The sequence below is a fragment of the Arthrobacter sedimenti genome (assembly GCF_042652025.1).
Lineage (GTDB): Bacteria > Actinomycetota > Actinomycetes > Actinomycetales > Micrococcaceae > Arthrobacter > Arthrobacter sedimenti.
On the sequence record NZ_JBHSDQ010000001.1, the window covers coordinates 132,297 to 145,989 of the forward strand.

Sequence of the window (13,693 nt, forward strand, 5' to 3'; positions counted from 1 at the left end):
GCCGTTCCGCCGGCCGGGCGTTCGACGGCGGCACGCCCACGCCGGACTCCGGCACCGCCCGCCGTCGTACTTTTTGCTCCCTGGCGAGGCACCCGCAGGCCTTGTTACAGCCCCTGCCAGGCGGGCTTGTTTTCGTAGGTATGGCGGTAGAAATCCGCCAGTTTCAGGGCCGAGGCAGCGGCCTCGTCCAGCAGGACAGTGGCGTGCGGATGGAACTGCAGCACGGACGCGGGGCAGATGGCGGCCACGGGACCCTCCACGAAATCGCGGACGGCCTGGGCCTTCTGCGCGCCCGTGGCCACGAGGACCACGTGGCGTGCTGCCATGATGGTGGCCAGGCCTTGGGTGATGACGTGGTGCGGAACCTCCGCGAGGCTGTCGAAGAACCGGGCGTTGTCCCGGCGCGTCTGTTCGATCAGGCTTTTGATCCGCGTTCGGGAGGCGAAGGAAGAGCCTGGTTCGTTGAAGCCGATGTGCCCGTCGGTGCCCACGCCCAGCAGCTGCAGGTCCACACCGCCGGCGGCAGTGATGGCTTGTTCGTAGCCTTCGCAGGCAGCGGGGACGTCAGCGGCCATTCCGTCGGGGCCATGGACGTTCTCCGGCTTGATGTTCACCCGGTTGGTGAATTCCCGGCGGACCACCTCACGGTAGGACTCGGGGTGGCCGGCGGGCAGGCCCACGTACTCGTCCAGCGCAAAAGCGGAGGCCCTGCTGAAGTCCAGGCCCTGTTCATGCCGGGCGGCGAGCTCGTCGTAGACGGGCAGCGGCGAGGAGCCCGTGGCCAGGCCCAGGACAGCGTCGGGCTTGCGCCGGATCAGCTGTTCAATAGCGTCGGCAGCGAGCTTTCCGATCTGCCTGCTGCCGCCAAGGATCACTATCTCCATGGAGTTCCTTTCCTTGAGCTGTCATCGGTTGACGGTGACCTGTGCCAGAAGCTCGGGTCCGCGCGTGTCGAGCCACTTGCCGCCCAGCCGGACACCGGCCAGGAAGAGGATCAGGCCCAGGACAATGCCCGCCGCCAGGGTGAGCCAGCCGAACAGGATGTTCCCGGTCACTGCGTTTGCTATCAGCAGCGCGGCCTCGGGCAGGACCAAAACGAACAGGACCAGCATTCCGACGAACTGCACGGCCATGGTCTGCCCAACGTTGCCGGGGGGCTTCTTGAACGGGCTGTCCCCGGGCAGCGGGACAATGACCGTATAACGGGCGGACACCACCGAGGACAGGCCCAGGCCGGTGAAGAGAATTCCCAAGCTGAGCCCCAGCTGCCCGGGCAACGACACCCAGTTGCCGGTGAACGCCGCGTAGCCCACCGAGAACACCAGCACCACCGGCAGGGCGAACGTCAGGCACGCCAATGCCCTGCCCAGCCTGTCAGCCACGCCGCGAACGCCGGTGGCGAGGTGCAGCGCAAACGCCGTGTTGTCATAGGAGACGTCGGCGGAGATTGACCAGGCCAGGATGAAGGCGGCCAGCGGGGCCAGGAAGGCCAGGCTGCCGTAGCTTCCGGTTTGTGTCCCTTGGAACGCCAGCACCACTGGCAGCAGCGGGATTACCACCAGGGAGCCGGAGTAGCGCGGGTCCCGGAGCCAGTAAGTGAGCGACCTTGCCATCACGGCACCGGCGGGTGTGGCAGGCAGCACGCCGAACAGCCCCAGCCTTCCGCGCCTGCGCTTCCCGGCGCCGGCGTAGGGCGGCATGACCAGCGCGCGCTCAAGCAGCAGCTTCCAGCACCAGGCAAGGGCGCCCAGGACAGCCACCGAAAGCAGCAGCTTCACTCCGGCCTCCGCAGGCCGCCCCGACGCGATGTCACCGCCGAGGGCCCAAGGGGCGCCAAGCGGTGTCCAGGACAGGGTCCGCGCGAACTCGGGCAGGAATCCGGTGGAGGCGGAGATGCCCCGGCCAACGCCTGCCACGATCGGGCCCAGCAGGACCAGTGGCACCATGAACGCGATGGCACTGATGTCCTTGAACCGCCGGGAAGCGGCAAGGCTTGCCGTAGCTGTGGTGACCACCTTGGCGAGGACCACGCAGGTCACGACGCCAAGGAATGCGCCGATCAGGGCTGCGAGCGCGGGCAGCAGCCCGCGGGACCAGGTGGCCACCGTGGACAGGGCCACGAGCATGGTGGCCAGCCCCGGAATGCCGATCAACCCGCCGAGCGCCAGGCCGGCGAGCATCTGCTTCATGGGTATGGCGAAGGTGGTGAAGCGGGCCGGGTCGAGGGTCATGTCCGTGGCCGAGGCCACCACCGGAACCACTCCCCAGCCCAGCACGGCGGCGGAACCGCCCAGGACCACCGCCGTATGGGCGGTCACGGGTCCGGCCGCCCTGAGCAGCACGAGCGCAATGACCAGTGTTGCCACGACTCCCAGCGCGTAGAGCCCCGCGATGGCCATGCCCACCAGCTGCCAGGGGCTCCGGCGCAGTCCGTTGCGCAGCAGCGTGAGCTTGAGCCTCAGAAGGTGCGCAACCATTCCAGCCCTTCCGTGTGGCTGTGGCCGCCCACAAGCTGCACAAACCGGTCCTCGAGGGACATGCCGGCACGCACTTCATCCACGGTTCCCGCTGCCAGGATCCGGCCCCCGGCCACCACGGCGACGTGGTCGCACATGCGCTGCACCAGGTCCATCACGTGGCTGGAGACGATGACGGTTCCACCGGAGGCGACGTACCGGTCCAGGATGGAACGGATGTTCGCTGCCGACACCGGATCGACGGCTTCGAAGGGCTCATCCAGTACCAGGAGCCGCGGGGCGTGGATCAGGGCGGACGCCAGGGCGATCTTCTTGGTCATGCCGGCGGAGTAGTCCACCACCAGCGTGCCGGCATCCTGGGTAAGGTCCATGGCTGCCAGCAGCTCCCCCACCCGGGCGGCCACCACCGCCTTGTCCATGCCGCGCAGCAGCCCGGCATACGTGATCAGCTGCTCTCCGCTGAGCCGGTCGAACAAGCGGACACCGTCGGGCAGGATGCCCATGAGCCGCTTGGCTTCCAGCGGGTGCTGCCAGACGTCCACACCGTGCACCACGGCGGTGCCGACATCGGGGCGCAGGAGGCCGGTGGCCATGGAGAGCGTGGTGGTCTTGCCTGCACCGTTGGGTCCCACGATGCCGAAAAACGAGCCCGCCGGGACTTCCAGGCTGATGCCGTCCACCGCGATTTTCCCGCCAAACCTTTTGGCCAGCCCGCGGATGGAAAGGGCCACCGTTGGCCCGGGATTCGGCGCCTGGCCGGGGATGGGAGCAGTCATGAGGCCAGCCTAGTCGGCGGACCACCGCCGCGGGGGTGCGAAACTTACGGAATGGACATCGCGTTGGGTTTGCTGGTGATCGTTGCCGTGGTGTGCGCCGGCAGCGCCCTGGGCCGCAAACTGAATATCCCCGTTCCCCTGCTGCTGGTGCTGGCCGGGGTGGCGGGATCGTTCCTGCCGCTCATTCCGCCGGTTGAGCTGAACCCGGAGCTGGTGTTGGTTGGCCTGCTCCCGCCATTGCTGTATGCGGCGGCATTCCGCACGTCGCTGTTCGACTTCAAGACCAACCAGCGTTCCATCGGACTCCTGTCCGTGGGATACGTCATCTTCGGAACCCTGGGCGTGGGGATGGTGGTGTGGTGGCTGTTTCCGGAGATCCCATTGGCGGCCGCCTTCGCCCTGGGCGCCGTGGTGGCGCCTCCAGACGCGGTGGCCGCCACGGCCATTGCCCGGAAAGTGGGAATGCCCCGCCGGATCGTCAACATCCTGGAAGGCGAATCGCTGGTCAACGACGCCACGGCGCTGGTGTGCCTGCGGGCTGCGGTGGCGGCCATCGCGGGCTCGGTCTCCGCGCTGGACGTCGCCGGCGGGTTCGTGGTGGCCGCCGGCGGCGGCCTGGCGGTGGGCCTCGCCGTCGCGTATATCCTGACTGAAATCCGGAAACGGATCAGCAACGTGGCCATCAACACCTCCACGTCGCTGATGGCCCCTTTCGTTGCGTACCTCCCGGCCGAGGCCATCCACGCGTCCGGTGTGCTCGCCGTCGTCGTCACCGGCCTGGTGATGGGAACCAAGGCACCGTCCATGCCCAACGGCGCCGCGCGGCAGAGTGCCAGGAGCAACTGGGACACCATCCAGTTCCTGCTGGAGAACGCCGTGTTCCTGCTCATCGGCCTGCAGGTACGGACCATCATCGAAAGCGTCCAGGACGATTCACTGGGCGCGGGCAGGGTGTGGCTTGGCTGCGCGGTGATCCTGCTGACGGTGCTGGTGCTGCGGCCCGTCTGGGTCTTCCCGGCCACCTACGTGCCCCGCCTGATCCCTTCCGTGCAGCGGGCGGACCCGGCACCGCCCTGGCAGTTCCCGGCCATCGTGTCCTGGGCCGGCATGCGCGGCGTGGTCACCCTGGCCGCCGTCCTGACCCTCCCCGATGATTTGGAGCACCGCAACGTGCTGGTCCTGGCGGCCATGGTGGTGGTGGGTGGCACGCTGGTGCTGCAGGGATTCACGCTGCCCGCCCTGGTGCGGGCGCTGGGGATGCCGGGGCCGGACCGGCGGGAGGATGCCCTGAACCAGGCCTCGCTGATGCAGCTGGCCACGGCGGCGGGAATGGAGCGGCTGGAACAGCTGCGGCGCGAGAGCGACCCGCCGGAGGTCATGGACATGCTCCGGCGCCGGACGCAGGAACGCGGGCTGGCAGCCTGGGAGCGCCTGGGCCGGCCGACGGCCGAGGCCACCACCCCCAGCCAGCGCTACGCCCAGCTGCGGATGGCCATGCTGGAGGCTGAGCGGGAAAAGGTGCTGGAGCTCAGGCGGGGCGGGGACTTTGCCCATGAAGTGCTCAGCGAAGCCCTGGAACGGCTGGATGTGGAGGAGTCCATGCTCGATGCCTCCCTCAATGAGCTCGATTCCGCCGCCGAGGGGGGCGGCGGCGAGGGGTTGTCCCAGCCGGGCGGCGTGTGCGACCACCTGACGGCGGCCATGCCGGCGCCGGTCCCCGACAGCCCGGCCTGCGCAGGGTGCGAACGGGAGGGCACCTCGCCGGTGCACCTGCGCATGTGCCTGGCCTGCGGGACCATTGGCTGCTGCGACTCCTCCGCGGGCCGCCACGCCAGCCGCCACTTCAAGGAAACGGGCCACCCAGTCATGCGCAGCGCAGAGCCGGGCGAAGACTGGCGCTGGTGCTACGTGGACGAGCTGCTGGGCTGACCGGGTGCAGTTGCTCTCATCCCGTGCCGATGCGGGCTATTGACTCCTGGTTCAGCGTGCCTTGCGGATCCGGATGGGGCCTTTTGCCGTGGCGGGATCGACGACGGATCCGCCCTGGGTGATGTGCACCTGGCCTTCGTCAACCAGGCGCCGGGCAGCCTCCCGCGCCGGTTCCATGAGGTGGCGCCAGTCGTCGCCGCCCACGGCCCTGGCGGCATCGGATGGGCAGATGGTGGAGGTTGCCGCCCTTGCCGCCAGGAGTTCCAGGATCTTCGCTTCCAGCTGCCCTTCAACCGGGTTTTGCTGATCATTCCCGCCGCTGCGCGCCATGCCGGTCTCCCTGGGTCAACAGATACGGCTTAGAAGGTGCGCCGCGGGACAGCCCGCTCGTACTGGGGCGGCCACGGTAGGTCGTGGCCCAGCTCGAAGGCGGCGCGGAGCCACCAGTGCGGATCGCGCAGCGCGGCCCGGGCGATGAAGACGCCGTCGGCCTGCCCGGTGGCAACGGCGTGCTCCGCCTGGCCGGGCGTGGTCACCAGGCCCACCGTGCCGGTGGCGATGCCGGCCTCTTCACGGATGGCGGCCGAGAAACCGGTTTGGTAGCCGAGCCCCGGCTTGATCTGCTGGTGGGCAACAGCTCCCCCGCTGGAGACATCCACCAGATCCACACCGTGGGCAGCTGCCTCCCGGGCCAGCCGGACCGACGCCGCCTGGTCCACGCCGCCCGGCGCCCAGTCGGTGGCCGAGACCCGGAGCAGCAGCGGCATGGAATCCGGAATTACTGCCCTGACGGCATCAACCACGGCCAGCATCAGCCGGTTCCGTCCTGCCTCATCCCCGCCCCATTCGTCCTCACGCTGGTTGATCAGCGGACTCTGGAACTGGTGCAGGAGGTAGCCGTGCGCCCCGTGGATCTCCATGGTGTCAAAACCGGCATCCACCGCACGGACAGCGGCGGCGGCAAAGTCGTCGATGACGCCGCGGATCTGCTCCACCGTCATGGCCGCGGGCGCCGCGTAGCCCTCAAAGGACGTGGTGGACGGGCCCACAGTCTCCCAGCCGCCCTCGGACGCCGGAACGCTGCCGTGCTTGCCGGAAAAAGGCCAGTACGTGGAGGCTTTCCGGCCGGCATGCGCCAGTTGCACGCCGATTTTGGTGCCGGCCACGCCGTTCCGGTGGACGAAGGAAATGATCCGCTCCCACGCCGCCGCCTGCTCGTCGTTGTAGAGGCCGGCGTCGCGGGGACTGATCCGGCCCTCGGCGTTCACTGCCGCGGCTTCGGTGAGGATCATTGCCGCGCCGCCCACGGCAAAGCCGCCCAGGTGCACCAAGTGCCAGTCGTGTGGAACGCCGGGGGCGTCGTCGGGATCGCAGCTGTACTGGCACATGGGCGACACCCAGCCCCGGTGCTGCAGCTCCATGGAGCGCAGGGTCAGCGGCTGGAACAGGGCCGGCATTAGAACAGCACCCGTGCGAGCGCCTGGCGCGCCTTTGCCACGCGCTCGTCACCGGCACCCACCACGTCGAAGAGTTCCAGCAGCCGGACGCGGGCGGCCTCGCGTTCGGGACCAAAGTTCCTGCCAATGAAGGCCACCAGGCGGTTCAAGGCGTCCTCCACGTGCCCGCCGGCCACGTCCAGGTCGGCCACGCCAAGCTGCGCGTCCAGGTTGTCCGGCTCATTCGCGGCGAGTGCGCGCACCGCGTCGCTGTCCTGGGCGGACACCGACTGCAGCCGGTCCATCAGCTCCACCTGCGCCAACCCCGCCTTGGCTTCATGGTCCGACGGCATCTCCTTCAAGGCCTGGCGGTAGGCTTCGGCGGCCGCTGCGTAGTCGCCGGCTTCGATGGCGTCGAACGCGGCCTGGTGCAGCGGTGGCAGCGGCGCAGGCTCCTGGGCGCCGGACGCACCGGCGTCCAGGCTTCCGTTGACCCCGTTTGCTGCGGCGACCTTGAGGAGTTCGTCGAAGAGGCTCCGCACCTGCTGCTCGTCCGCCGCGCCCTGGAAGAGCGGCACCGGCTGTCCCTTGAGGACGGCAACGGCGGTGGGAACGGCCTGCACCTGGAAGGCCTGGGCAAGCTGCGGGAAGGCTTCGATGTCGGCCGCGCCAAGGACCAGGCGGCCGCCGTAGGAGGCCACCACGCGGTCAAGGGTGTCAAGCATCCTGCTGGACTCCGGCGAGTAGGGGGCCCACAGGGCAAACACCACCGGCACCTGCGCGGACAGCTCAACCAACTGCTGGAAGTTCGCTTCGGTGACGTTGACCTTGAGTTCCGGTCCTTCGTCAGGGCCGCCAGGCTGCGCCCCCTGGGGAGTCCCGGCCGCGGGCCCGGAAGGAGCCGGGCCGGACGGAGCTGCGGGGCGCTTCAGCGAAGAAAGGTCGACGGCGCCGCGCAGGTTAAGCAGGTTGGCAGCGGCAGGAGGGACTGGGCGGGAAGCTGGCGAACTCATGTTTCCCACTCTAGCCACTCCGGCCGCTGCCGGTGGTAATACGGCCAGGCCCTACTTGAAGCTGGCGCCGACCAGGCCGCGGGTGGCGGCAATGAGCTTCATGGGGTCCGTGGATCCTGCCGGGGGCACGTAGACCGCCATGGATTCGGCGAAGCTTAGGACCATCCCCGTGGTGGTTTCCTTGCCGCCGGCCAGGGCTGCGGCGTCGTCACCGATGCTCAGCTTGTCGCCGGCTGCCTTCGGGGTGCCCTCGAAGCCGAAGTTGATCCGGCCCAGCACCAGGGCGCCGCCGTCAGCAGTGCGGAAAACCACGGTGCTGTCCGGAGCCACCTTGTGCGTGAAGGAAAAGTTGCCGTTTTCGCCGGACTTCACCACCTCAGCCTGGTAGGACAGGGTGTCGGCGATGTACGGCGAGGACTGGCCTTCGACGAGCTTGTCCTTGAAGGGCGAGTCCGCCGAGGTCAGGCGGTCTGCAAGTCCGGACATCGCTTCCTCCCCGCTGTAGAGCAGGCCGGACTTGTCTGACGCGGCAAGGGTCTCAGTGCCGCCGCGGTTGATGTTCGGGAATGTCGTTCCCGGCTGCAGCGGAGTGGTTTCCGTCAGCTTGTAGTTCTCGCGCGGCGACTGCTGGACCAGCGTCAGGATCTGCGGAACCACGTTGCCTTCACCCTGGGTGACGGCCAGCACCGAACGCGGCCAGTCCCGGTCGCTAGTAACCACGTAGGTCAGCAGCTTGGTGGAGCGCACCGGCATCCGCGGTTCATAGGAGCCAACCTGGGAGCGGATCTTGTAATTCTGCGTGCGGATCTCCAGTTCGGGTCCGCCCACCCGGCCGGCAAGTTTCGCCGCGTCCTTGGCTGCGTCCCCGGCATCGGTGGCGCTGGAGACCTGCTCCAGGATCCGCCGGAACTGGGCGTCGAGCAGCACCGGCACACCGGCTGATTCCTTGGCCGATGACGAGGCACTGCCGGAAGGCTGCGGGCTGGGGCTGGCCGCCTGGGCGGCGGTGGCGGAACCTGCCAGCACGGCGGCAGCAACGGCGGCTGCCACCATGGTGGCCTTGGAGGAGGAAGAGGACGACGACGGCGCCTGGTTTTGGCTGCCGGCGTTCGGTGTCCCCGGGTTCAGTGCGCCTTCGTTCTGTGAGCCGGCATCGGCGGACTTGGCATTGCGTGCACGGGCACGGCGGGCGTAGCTGCTGCTGCCGCCGTCGCTGTTGTGATCATCGCTGCCGTGACCGTCGCTTGCGCCGTTCTTCCGGCGGCCTGCCAGCAGCGCCAGGACGATTCCGGCCACGATCAGCAGGCTGCCCAGGACCATCAGCGGCACAGCCCAGGGGGTGGAGGTGTCATTCGGGAACGTCATGGACACGGAGGCAGGCGCCGGCTTGGTGCCGTCGGAGGCGAGCAGGAGGGTCCACTCGCCGTCGGCCGGCGGGGTCCAGGTGTACTCAAGCTCACCGCTGGCGTTCTCGTTGGTCACCCACAGGTCCGAGCCGGCCGGGTTTGGGGCGGCAGCCTCGCCGTCGGCGTGGTCAACCTGGAGGGACTTTTCGTCCTCGGAAACCCCGGTGATGGTGTTGTGGGCCGTCTTCCCAACCCAGGCGCTGACGTCGTCGGGCCGGCCTGATGCCAGCACGAAGTTTCCGTCACCCTGGATGTTGATCTTGACGGTTCCGCCATGCAGGGTGCGCAGCTTCTGGTCAATGACCGTCAGCGGTGCGGCGGCGGCATCGGCCGGCGCGGAGGCGGTGAACGTCTCGGATGGAGCCCAGATGGTTCTCTGGCCGATACCGGCCAAAAGTGTCAGGAGGCCGAGCAGCACAAGTGCGGCTGCAGTCTTTAAACGCAAGGGAAACACCTATCATCAGCGGGGGTTTGCCTTCAATAGTAACCTTTTTGTTACCAGGGGCCCCTTTCCGGATCTTCCACGCCTTTCCCTGCAGGTCCCCGCGCAGCGCCTTCGGCGGGTGGTGGCAAGCCTGCTGATAGTGTTTGCGATGATCATCACACCGGCCCGCGCAGGCGGAGCCACGCACGGAACAGGCCCCTAGAACCAGTGACTGACAAGACGGACCCGTCCTCGGCGGCAGCCGCAAATCCCGGGGAACCCAAGGGCCCTGCCCCCGCTCCGGCGCCTCCCCTCGGCATGGCGGCAACCGCCCGACGCAGGGGTACTGCCGCGGCCGCCCTTGGCCAGGTGGTCCGCCGGCTTCGGCAGCCCCTGCCCGGGGCGCAGCCCAGGCTCCGGTTCGAGATGCCCCCCGAATACACGGGGCAGGTTCCGGAGGCGGAGCACGGCGGTGACGAGGAGCCGCAGTTCGGCCACCCCGGTCCACGCATGTCACCGCAGCATCCGCTGTACATGGGCTTCATGGGGACTGTCGGCGTGGGCCTGGCACTGCTGGTCTACTGGATCGGCTCCCACACCACCCAGCTGCTGCTGTGGATCGTGGCGGCGCTGTTCATCGCCCTGGGCCTGGAGCCCGTGGTGGGCTGGCTGGAGAACCGTAAGATTCCCCGGCCCGCCGGGATCCTGGTCTCGGTGGCGGTCCTGATGGGCGCCGTCGTCGGATTCTTCGCCACCCTGATTCCCACCATCGTTGAACAGGTCTCGGAAATTGTGCGGCAGGCACCGGACTGGATGCACAACTTCATGGATTCGGATTTCTTCCGCAGCCTCGATGACCAGTTCGGCGTACGGGACCGCATTACCGAGGAGGTCAACAAGTTCGTCAACGACCCCGCCGCGATGGGCGGCATTTTCGGCGGCGTGCTGGGCTTCGGATCCACCGTGGCCAACGGGCTCTTCGGCGCCCTCATCGTCCTGGTACTGAGCCTGTACTTCCTGGCAGCGCTGCCGGCCATGAAGAAGTGGGGCTACCGCCTGGCGCCGCGCTCACGCCGCAAGCGCGTCGCTGCCCTCTCGGAGGAAATCACCCGTTCAGTGGGCAACTACGTGATCGGCCAGGCCTGCGTGGCCCTGCTCAACGCCACCTTCGCCTTCGTGGTGATGTCCATCGTGGGCGTCCCCTTCGCGCTGCTCCTGGCGTTCGTGGTGGTCCTGCTGGCCTTCATCCCGCTGGTGGGCGGCATGATCGCAGGCATCGTGGTGACCCTCGTATCCCTCACGGAGGGCTGGCAGGTGGCAGCCATCTACGCCATCTGCTACTTCGCTTACCTGCAGTTCGAGGCGTACTTCATCTCACCCCGCATCATGCAGAAGGCAGTCGCCGTGCCCGGTGCGGTGGCGGTGATCTCGGTGATCGCCGGCGGCAGCCTCCTAGGCGTCCTCGGGGCCCTGATCGCCATCCCCACCGCCGCCGCCGTCCTGCTGCTGGTCCGGGAAATCTACATCGTCCGGCAGGACCAGCACTAAGGGTTCGGCAAAACCAGTACTGAAACGCGGTGTCCCCTGACGCTGGCCGTGGAGCTGTCCTGGGGCGTGCGGGCTAGGCCCCGGCAGTCGCCGTCGGTCCGTCCCATTCCTGCGGCAGCTCCGCTCCGGCCTGGCCGGGACTGACCTGGGCCACGATGTCGTTCAGGACCCGGGCAGCGTACTTCTCCCCCACCCACAGGTGCTTGGCCCCGGCCACGCCCACCACCCGGGCCTGCGGCACCATGCTGAAGCGGGCAGTGGCCTCCGCAGGCTGCAGGAAGTCATCGTGCTCCGGCACCAGGACAGTGAGCGGCTTGCCCGATTCCGCCCACAGCTGCAGGTGCTTGTCCGTTGCGCGGTGCAGCGGCGGCGACAACAGCACCGCACCCTCGATCTGGGCCGCCACGGGTTCAATGGCGCCGTACATCAGCGCCAGTTCCGTGCCGAAGGACCATCCCACCAGCCAGCGGTTGGGCAGGCCGCGTTCGACGGCGAAACGGACCGCCGCCTCCACGTCATGGCGTTCGCCGATCCCTTCCTCAAAGCCGCCGCTGCTGGTGCCGCGGGGAGAAGCGGTACCGCGGGTGTTGAAGCGCAGCACCGCGATGCCGGCCAGCGCCGGCAGCCGGTAGGAGGCCTTGCGGTACACATGGGAATCCATGAAGCCGCCGTGCGTCGGCAGCGGGTGGAGCGTGATCAGCGTGGCTTTTACCGGGCCCGATTCGGGCAGCGCCAACTCCCCCACCAGGGTGTGGCCGTCCTCGGTCTGCAGCTCGATGTTCTCGCGCCGGGCAGGCAGGACCGTGGAGGCACGGATGGGAACGGGGCCCTGGGCCTGGGTGAACTGGTACGACGCCGGATCAAAAGTCATGCCTGCCAGCTTAGCGACAGCGGGGGCATCCGACGTTCCGGCCACGTCAGCGGTAGCGGTAGCTTCTCGTCAGCCAGCAGTTGGTGTGCCAGTGCCGGCGTTCGGCCAGGCCTGCGGCGGCGCCAAAGAGGTGGTCGTCCTTCCAGACCACGAGGTGCGCGACACCGGGCAGCACCGCTGTGGAGCACTCCGGGCAGATGTAGGTCTTCTCGGCGTTCTTTGCGGTCATGGTGCGCACCATCCACTCACCGTCCGGGGCGCTTTCCCGGCGGGCTATTCCCGCCCGCGCACGTTCCAGGTCCAGTTCGGGGACGTCGCTGTTGCTTTTCCGCCCTGCGCCCTTGCCGGAAACGGGCCCCCGGCCGGAAGCGGGACGGCGGGGACGGTTGGAGCGCGGCATGTATCTATTCTGCCCCAGCCGCGCCACTGATCCTGGACCGCTTCCCGCAAGCTGCGTCCCGCCGTCGGGCACCACCTGCCGGACCCCACGCGATAGTCTGTACGGCGTGCGTCTTGTCATAGCCCATTGCTCCGTTGATTACGTCGGCCGGCTCAAAGCCCATCTCCCCCTCGCCACCCGGCTCCTGCTGGTCAAGGCGGACGGCTCCGTGCTGGTGCATTCGGACGGCGGTTCCTACAAGCCGCTGAACTGGATGAGCCCGCCGGCTTCGCTCCGGGTATCATCCCCGGACGAGGTGGACTTGGAGCTCGGGGTGGTGGAGCAGTGGACCGTGCAGTCGGCCAAGACAGATGACCGGCTCATCATCAACATCCACGAAAAGATCAGCGAGTCCTCGCACGACCTCGGGGTGGACCCCGGGCTGATCAAGGACGGCGTCGAAGCGGACCTGCAGCGGCTGCTGGCCGAGCAGATTGAAACGCTGGGCCAGGGCTATTCCCTGATCAGGCGCGAGTACTTTACCGCGATTGGCCCGGTGGACATCCTGGCCCGGGACGCCGATGGTGCCACGGTGGCCATTGAACTCAAGCGCAGGGGGGACATCGACGGCGTGGAGCAGCTCACCAGGTATCTGGAACTGCTCAACCGCGACCCCCTGCTGGCACCGGTGCGCGGCATCTTTGCCGCCCAGCAGATCAAACCGCAGGCAAAGGTGCTGGCCAATGACCGCGGGATCGACTGCGTAACGCTTGACTACGACGTGATGCGCGGAGTTGACGACAGCGAATCGCGGCTCTTCTAGCCATTTCCTTTGTTGCTTCAGGCACCTAAATAGCAGCATCCGAAGCAGGTCTCTTCGTCACCTGTTTTTTACCTAAATTTTCGCCTTTTTGCTGTTCGGGCCGTTGACCTGCGGGAACAGGCATGAAATTCTTATCTCAGTCTTTGTGTAGGTGTTTTTCATGCTCGCAAGACATGTTGCGAGCGCGAAGCTCCTGCAGCGCCGGGCCCCTTTCCGGGCGAGGCAATCCAGGATTCTTCTCGCGGAGTGACCAAGGGCGGCACGAGGTGTGCCGGTCTTAAAAAGTTCCATAATGAGGAGAAATAAATGGCACAGGGAACCGTCAAGTGGTTCAACGCTGAAAAGGGCTTCGGCTTCATCACCCCGGATGACTCCGATGGCGATGTCTTCGTTCACTACTCCGAAATCCAGACCGGCGGCTTCAAGACCCTCGACGAGAACCAGCGCGTTCAGTTCGAAATCGGCCAGGGCGCCAAGGGCCCCCAGGCCACTGGCGTAACTGTCGTCTAAGTAATCCGCCCGGCCGCTTTCCGCGGCTGTCAGCGACAAATGGTCCCCGGCAATTCTGCCGGGGACCATTTTGCATTTGCGGAAATACCGCGGCGGAAATG

The 13,693-nt window shown here is 67.5% G+C and carries 13 protein-coding genes; 4 read left to right on the forward strand and 9 right to left on the reverse strand.

The window, feature by feature from the left end:
- Window positions 1-104: 104 nt before the first annotated feature.
- Genes nagB through ACFO0G_RS00610 form a run of 3 tightly spaced genes read right to left on the reverse strand, consistent with a single transcriptional unit; the run spans window position 105 to window position 3,253 of the window.
- Window positions 105-884, reverse strand: coding sequence for a glucosamine-6-phosphate deaminase (nagB, locus tag ACFO0G_RS00600; protein ID WP_286397748.1), 780 nt, complete (start codon window positions 882-884; stop codon window positions 105-107).
- A gap of 21 nt (window positions 885-905) precedes the next feature.
- Entirely contained in the window at window positions 906-2,477 is a 1,572-nt protein-coding gene (locus tag ACFO0G_RS00605) for a transporter (protein ID WP_286397750.1), read from the reverse strand.
- Complete coding sequence (locus ACFO0G_RS00610) at window positions 2,459-3,253, reverse strand: ABC transporter ATP-binding protein (RefSeq protein ID WP_376976060.1); 795 nt, start codon at window positions 3,251-3,253, stop codon at window positions 2,459-2,461. The genes ACFO0G_RS00605 and ACFO0G_RS00610 overlap by 19 nt, the downstream gene beginning before the upstream one ends.
- Window positions 3,254-3,304: 51 nt before the next feature.
- Here ACFO0G_RS00610 and ACFO0G_RS00615 point away from each other — a divergent pair, with 51 nt between their 5' ends.
- The gene (locus ACFO0G_RS00615) at window positions 3,305-5,182 is read left to right on the forward strand and encodes a Na+/H+ antiporter (RefSeq protein ID WP_376976061.1); all 1,878 of its coding nucleotides are present in this window, start codon (window positions 3,305-3,307) and stop codon (window positions 5,180-5,182) included.
- A gap of 51 nt (window positions 5,183-5,233) precedes the next feature.
- On the opposite strand, the gene ACFO0G_RS00620 is transcribed toward ACFO0G_RS00615, so the two are convergent.
- From ACFO0G_RS00620 to ACFO0G_RS00635, 4 genes are read right to left on the reverse strand one after another with little or no spacing between them, the layout of a single operon-like run.
- Window positions 5,234-5,512, reverse strand: coding sequence for a DUF3253 domain-containing protein (locus ACFO0G_RS00620; protein ID WP_286397754.1), 279 nt, complete (start codon window positions 5,510-5,512; stop codon window positions 5,234-5,236).
- Window positions 5,513-5,541: 29 nt separating this feature from the next.
- Window positions 5,542-6,639, reverse strand: a complete 1,098-nt coding sequence (locus ACFO0G_RS00625; protein ID WP_286397756.1) for an NADH:flavin oxidoreductase/NADH oxidase — start codon at window positions 6,637-6,639, stop codon at window positions 5,542-5,544.
- On the reverse strand, window positions 6,639-7,631 hold the full coding sequence (locus ACFO0G_RS00630) for a tetratricopeptide repeat protein (RefSeq protein WP_286397758.1): 993 nt from the start codon (window positions 7,629-7,631) through the stop codon (window positions 6,639-6,641). The genes ACFO0G_RS00625 and ACFO0G_RS00630 overlap by 1 nt, the downstream gene beginning before the upstream one ends.
- Window positions 7,632-7,682: 51 nt before the next feature.
- Entirely contained in the window at window positions 7,683-9,455 is a 1,773-nt protein-coding gene (locus tag ACFO0G_RS00635; RefSeq protein ID WP_376976654.1) for a DUF8094 domain-containing protein, read from the reverse strand.
- Window positions 9,456-9,689: 234 nt separating this feature from the next.
- Between ACFO0G_RS00635 and ACFO0G_RS00640 the strand changes: the two genes are divergently transcribed.
- Window positions 9,690-11,009, forward strand: coding sequence for an AI-2E family transporter (locus ACFO0G_RS00640; RefSeq protein ID WP_376976064.1), 1,320 nt, complete (start codon window positions 9,690-9,692; stop codon window positions 11,007-11,009).
- A 73-nt stretch (window positions 11,010-11,082) separates the two neighbouring features.
- Here the strand turns inward: ACFO0G_RS00640 and ACFO0G_RS00645 are convergent, their stop codons facing one another.
- Window positions 11,083-11,880, reverse strand: coding sequence for an alpha/beta hydrolase (locus tag ACFO0G_RS00645; RefSeq protein WP_286397760.1), 798 nt, complete (start codon window positions 11,878-11,880; stop codon window positions 11,083-11,085).
- A 46-nt stretch (window positions 11,881-11,926) separates the two neighbouring features.
- Complete coding sequence (locus ACFO0G_RS00650) at window positions 11,927-12,280, reverse strand: ATP/GTP-binding protein (RefSeq protein WP_286397762.1); 354 nt, start codon at window positions 12,278-12,280, stop codon at window positions 11,927-11,929.
- A 106-nt stretch (window positions 12,281-12,386) separates the two neighbouring features.
- On the opposite strand from ACFO0G_RS00650, the gene nucS reads away from it, so the two are divergent.
- Together nucS and ACFO0G_RS00660 are read left to right on the forward strand one after the other, a co-directional pair.
- Window positions 12,387-13,082: an endonuclease NucS gene (gene nucS, locus ACFO0G_RS00655; protein WP_376976066.1), complete on the forward strand. Its 696-nt coding sequence runs from the start codon at window positions 12,387-12,389 to the stop codon at window positions 13,080-13,082.
- Window positions 13,083-13,388: 306 nt separating this feature from the next.
- The gene (locus ACFO0G_RS00660) at window positions 13,389-13,592 is read left to right on the forward strand and encodes a cold-shock protein (protein WP_003804766.1); all 204 of its coding nucleotides are present in this window, start codon (window positions 13,389-13,391) and stop codon (window positions 13,590-13,592) included.
- Window positions 13,593-13,693 lie beyond the last annotated feature (101 nt).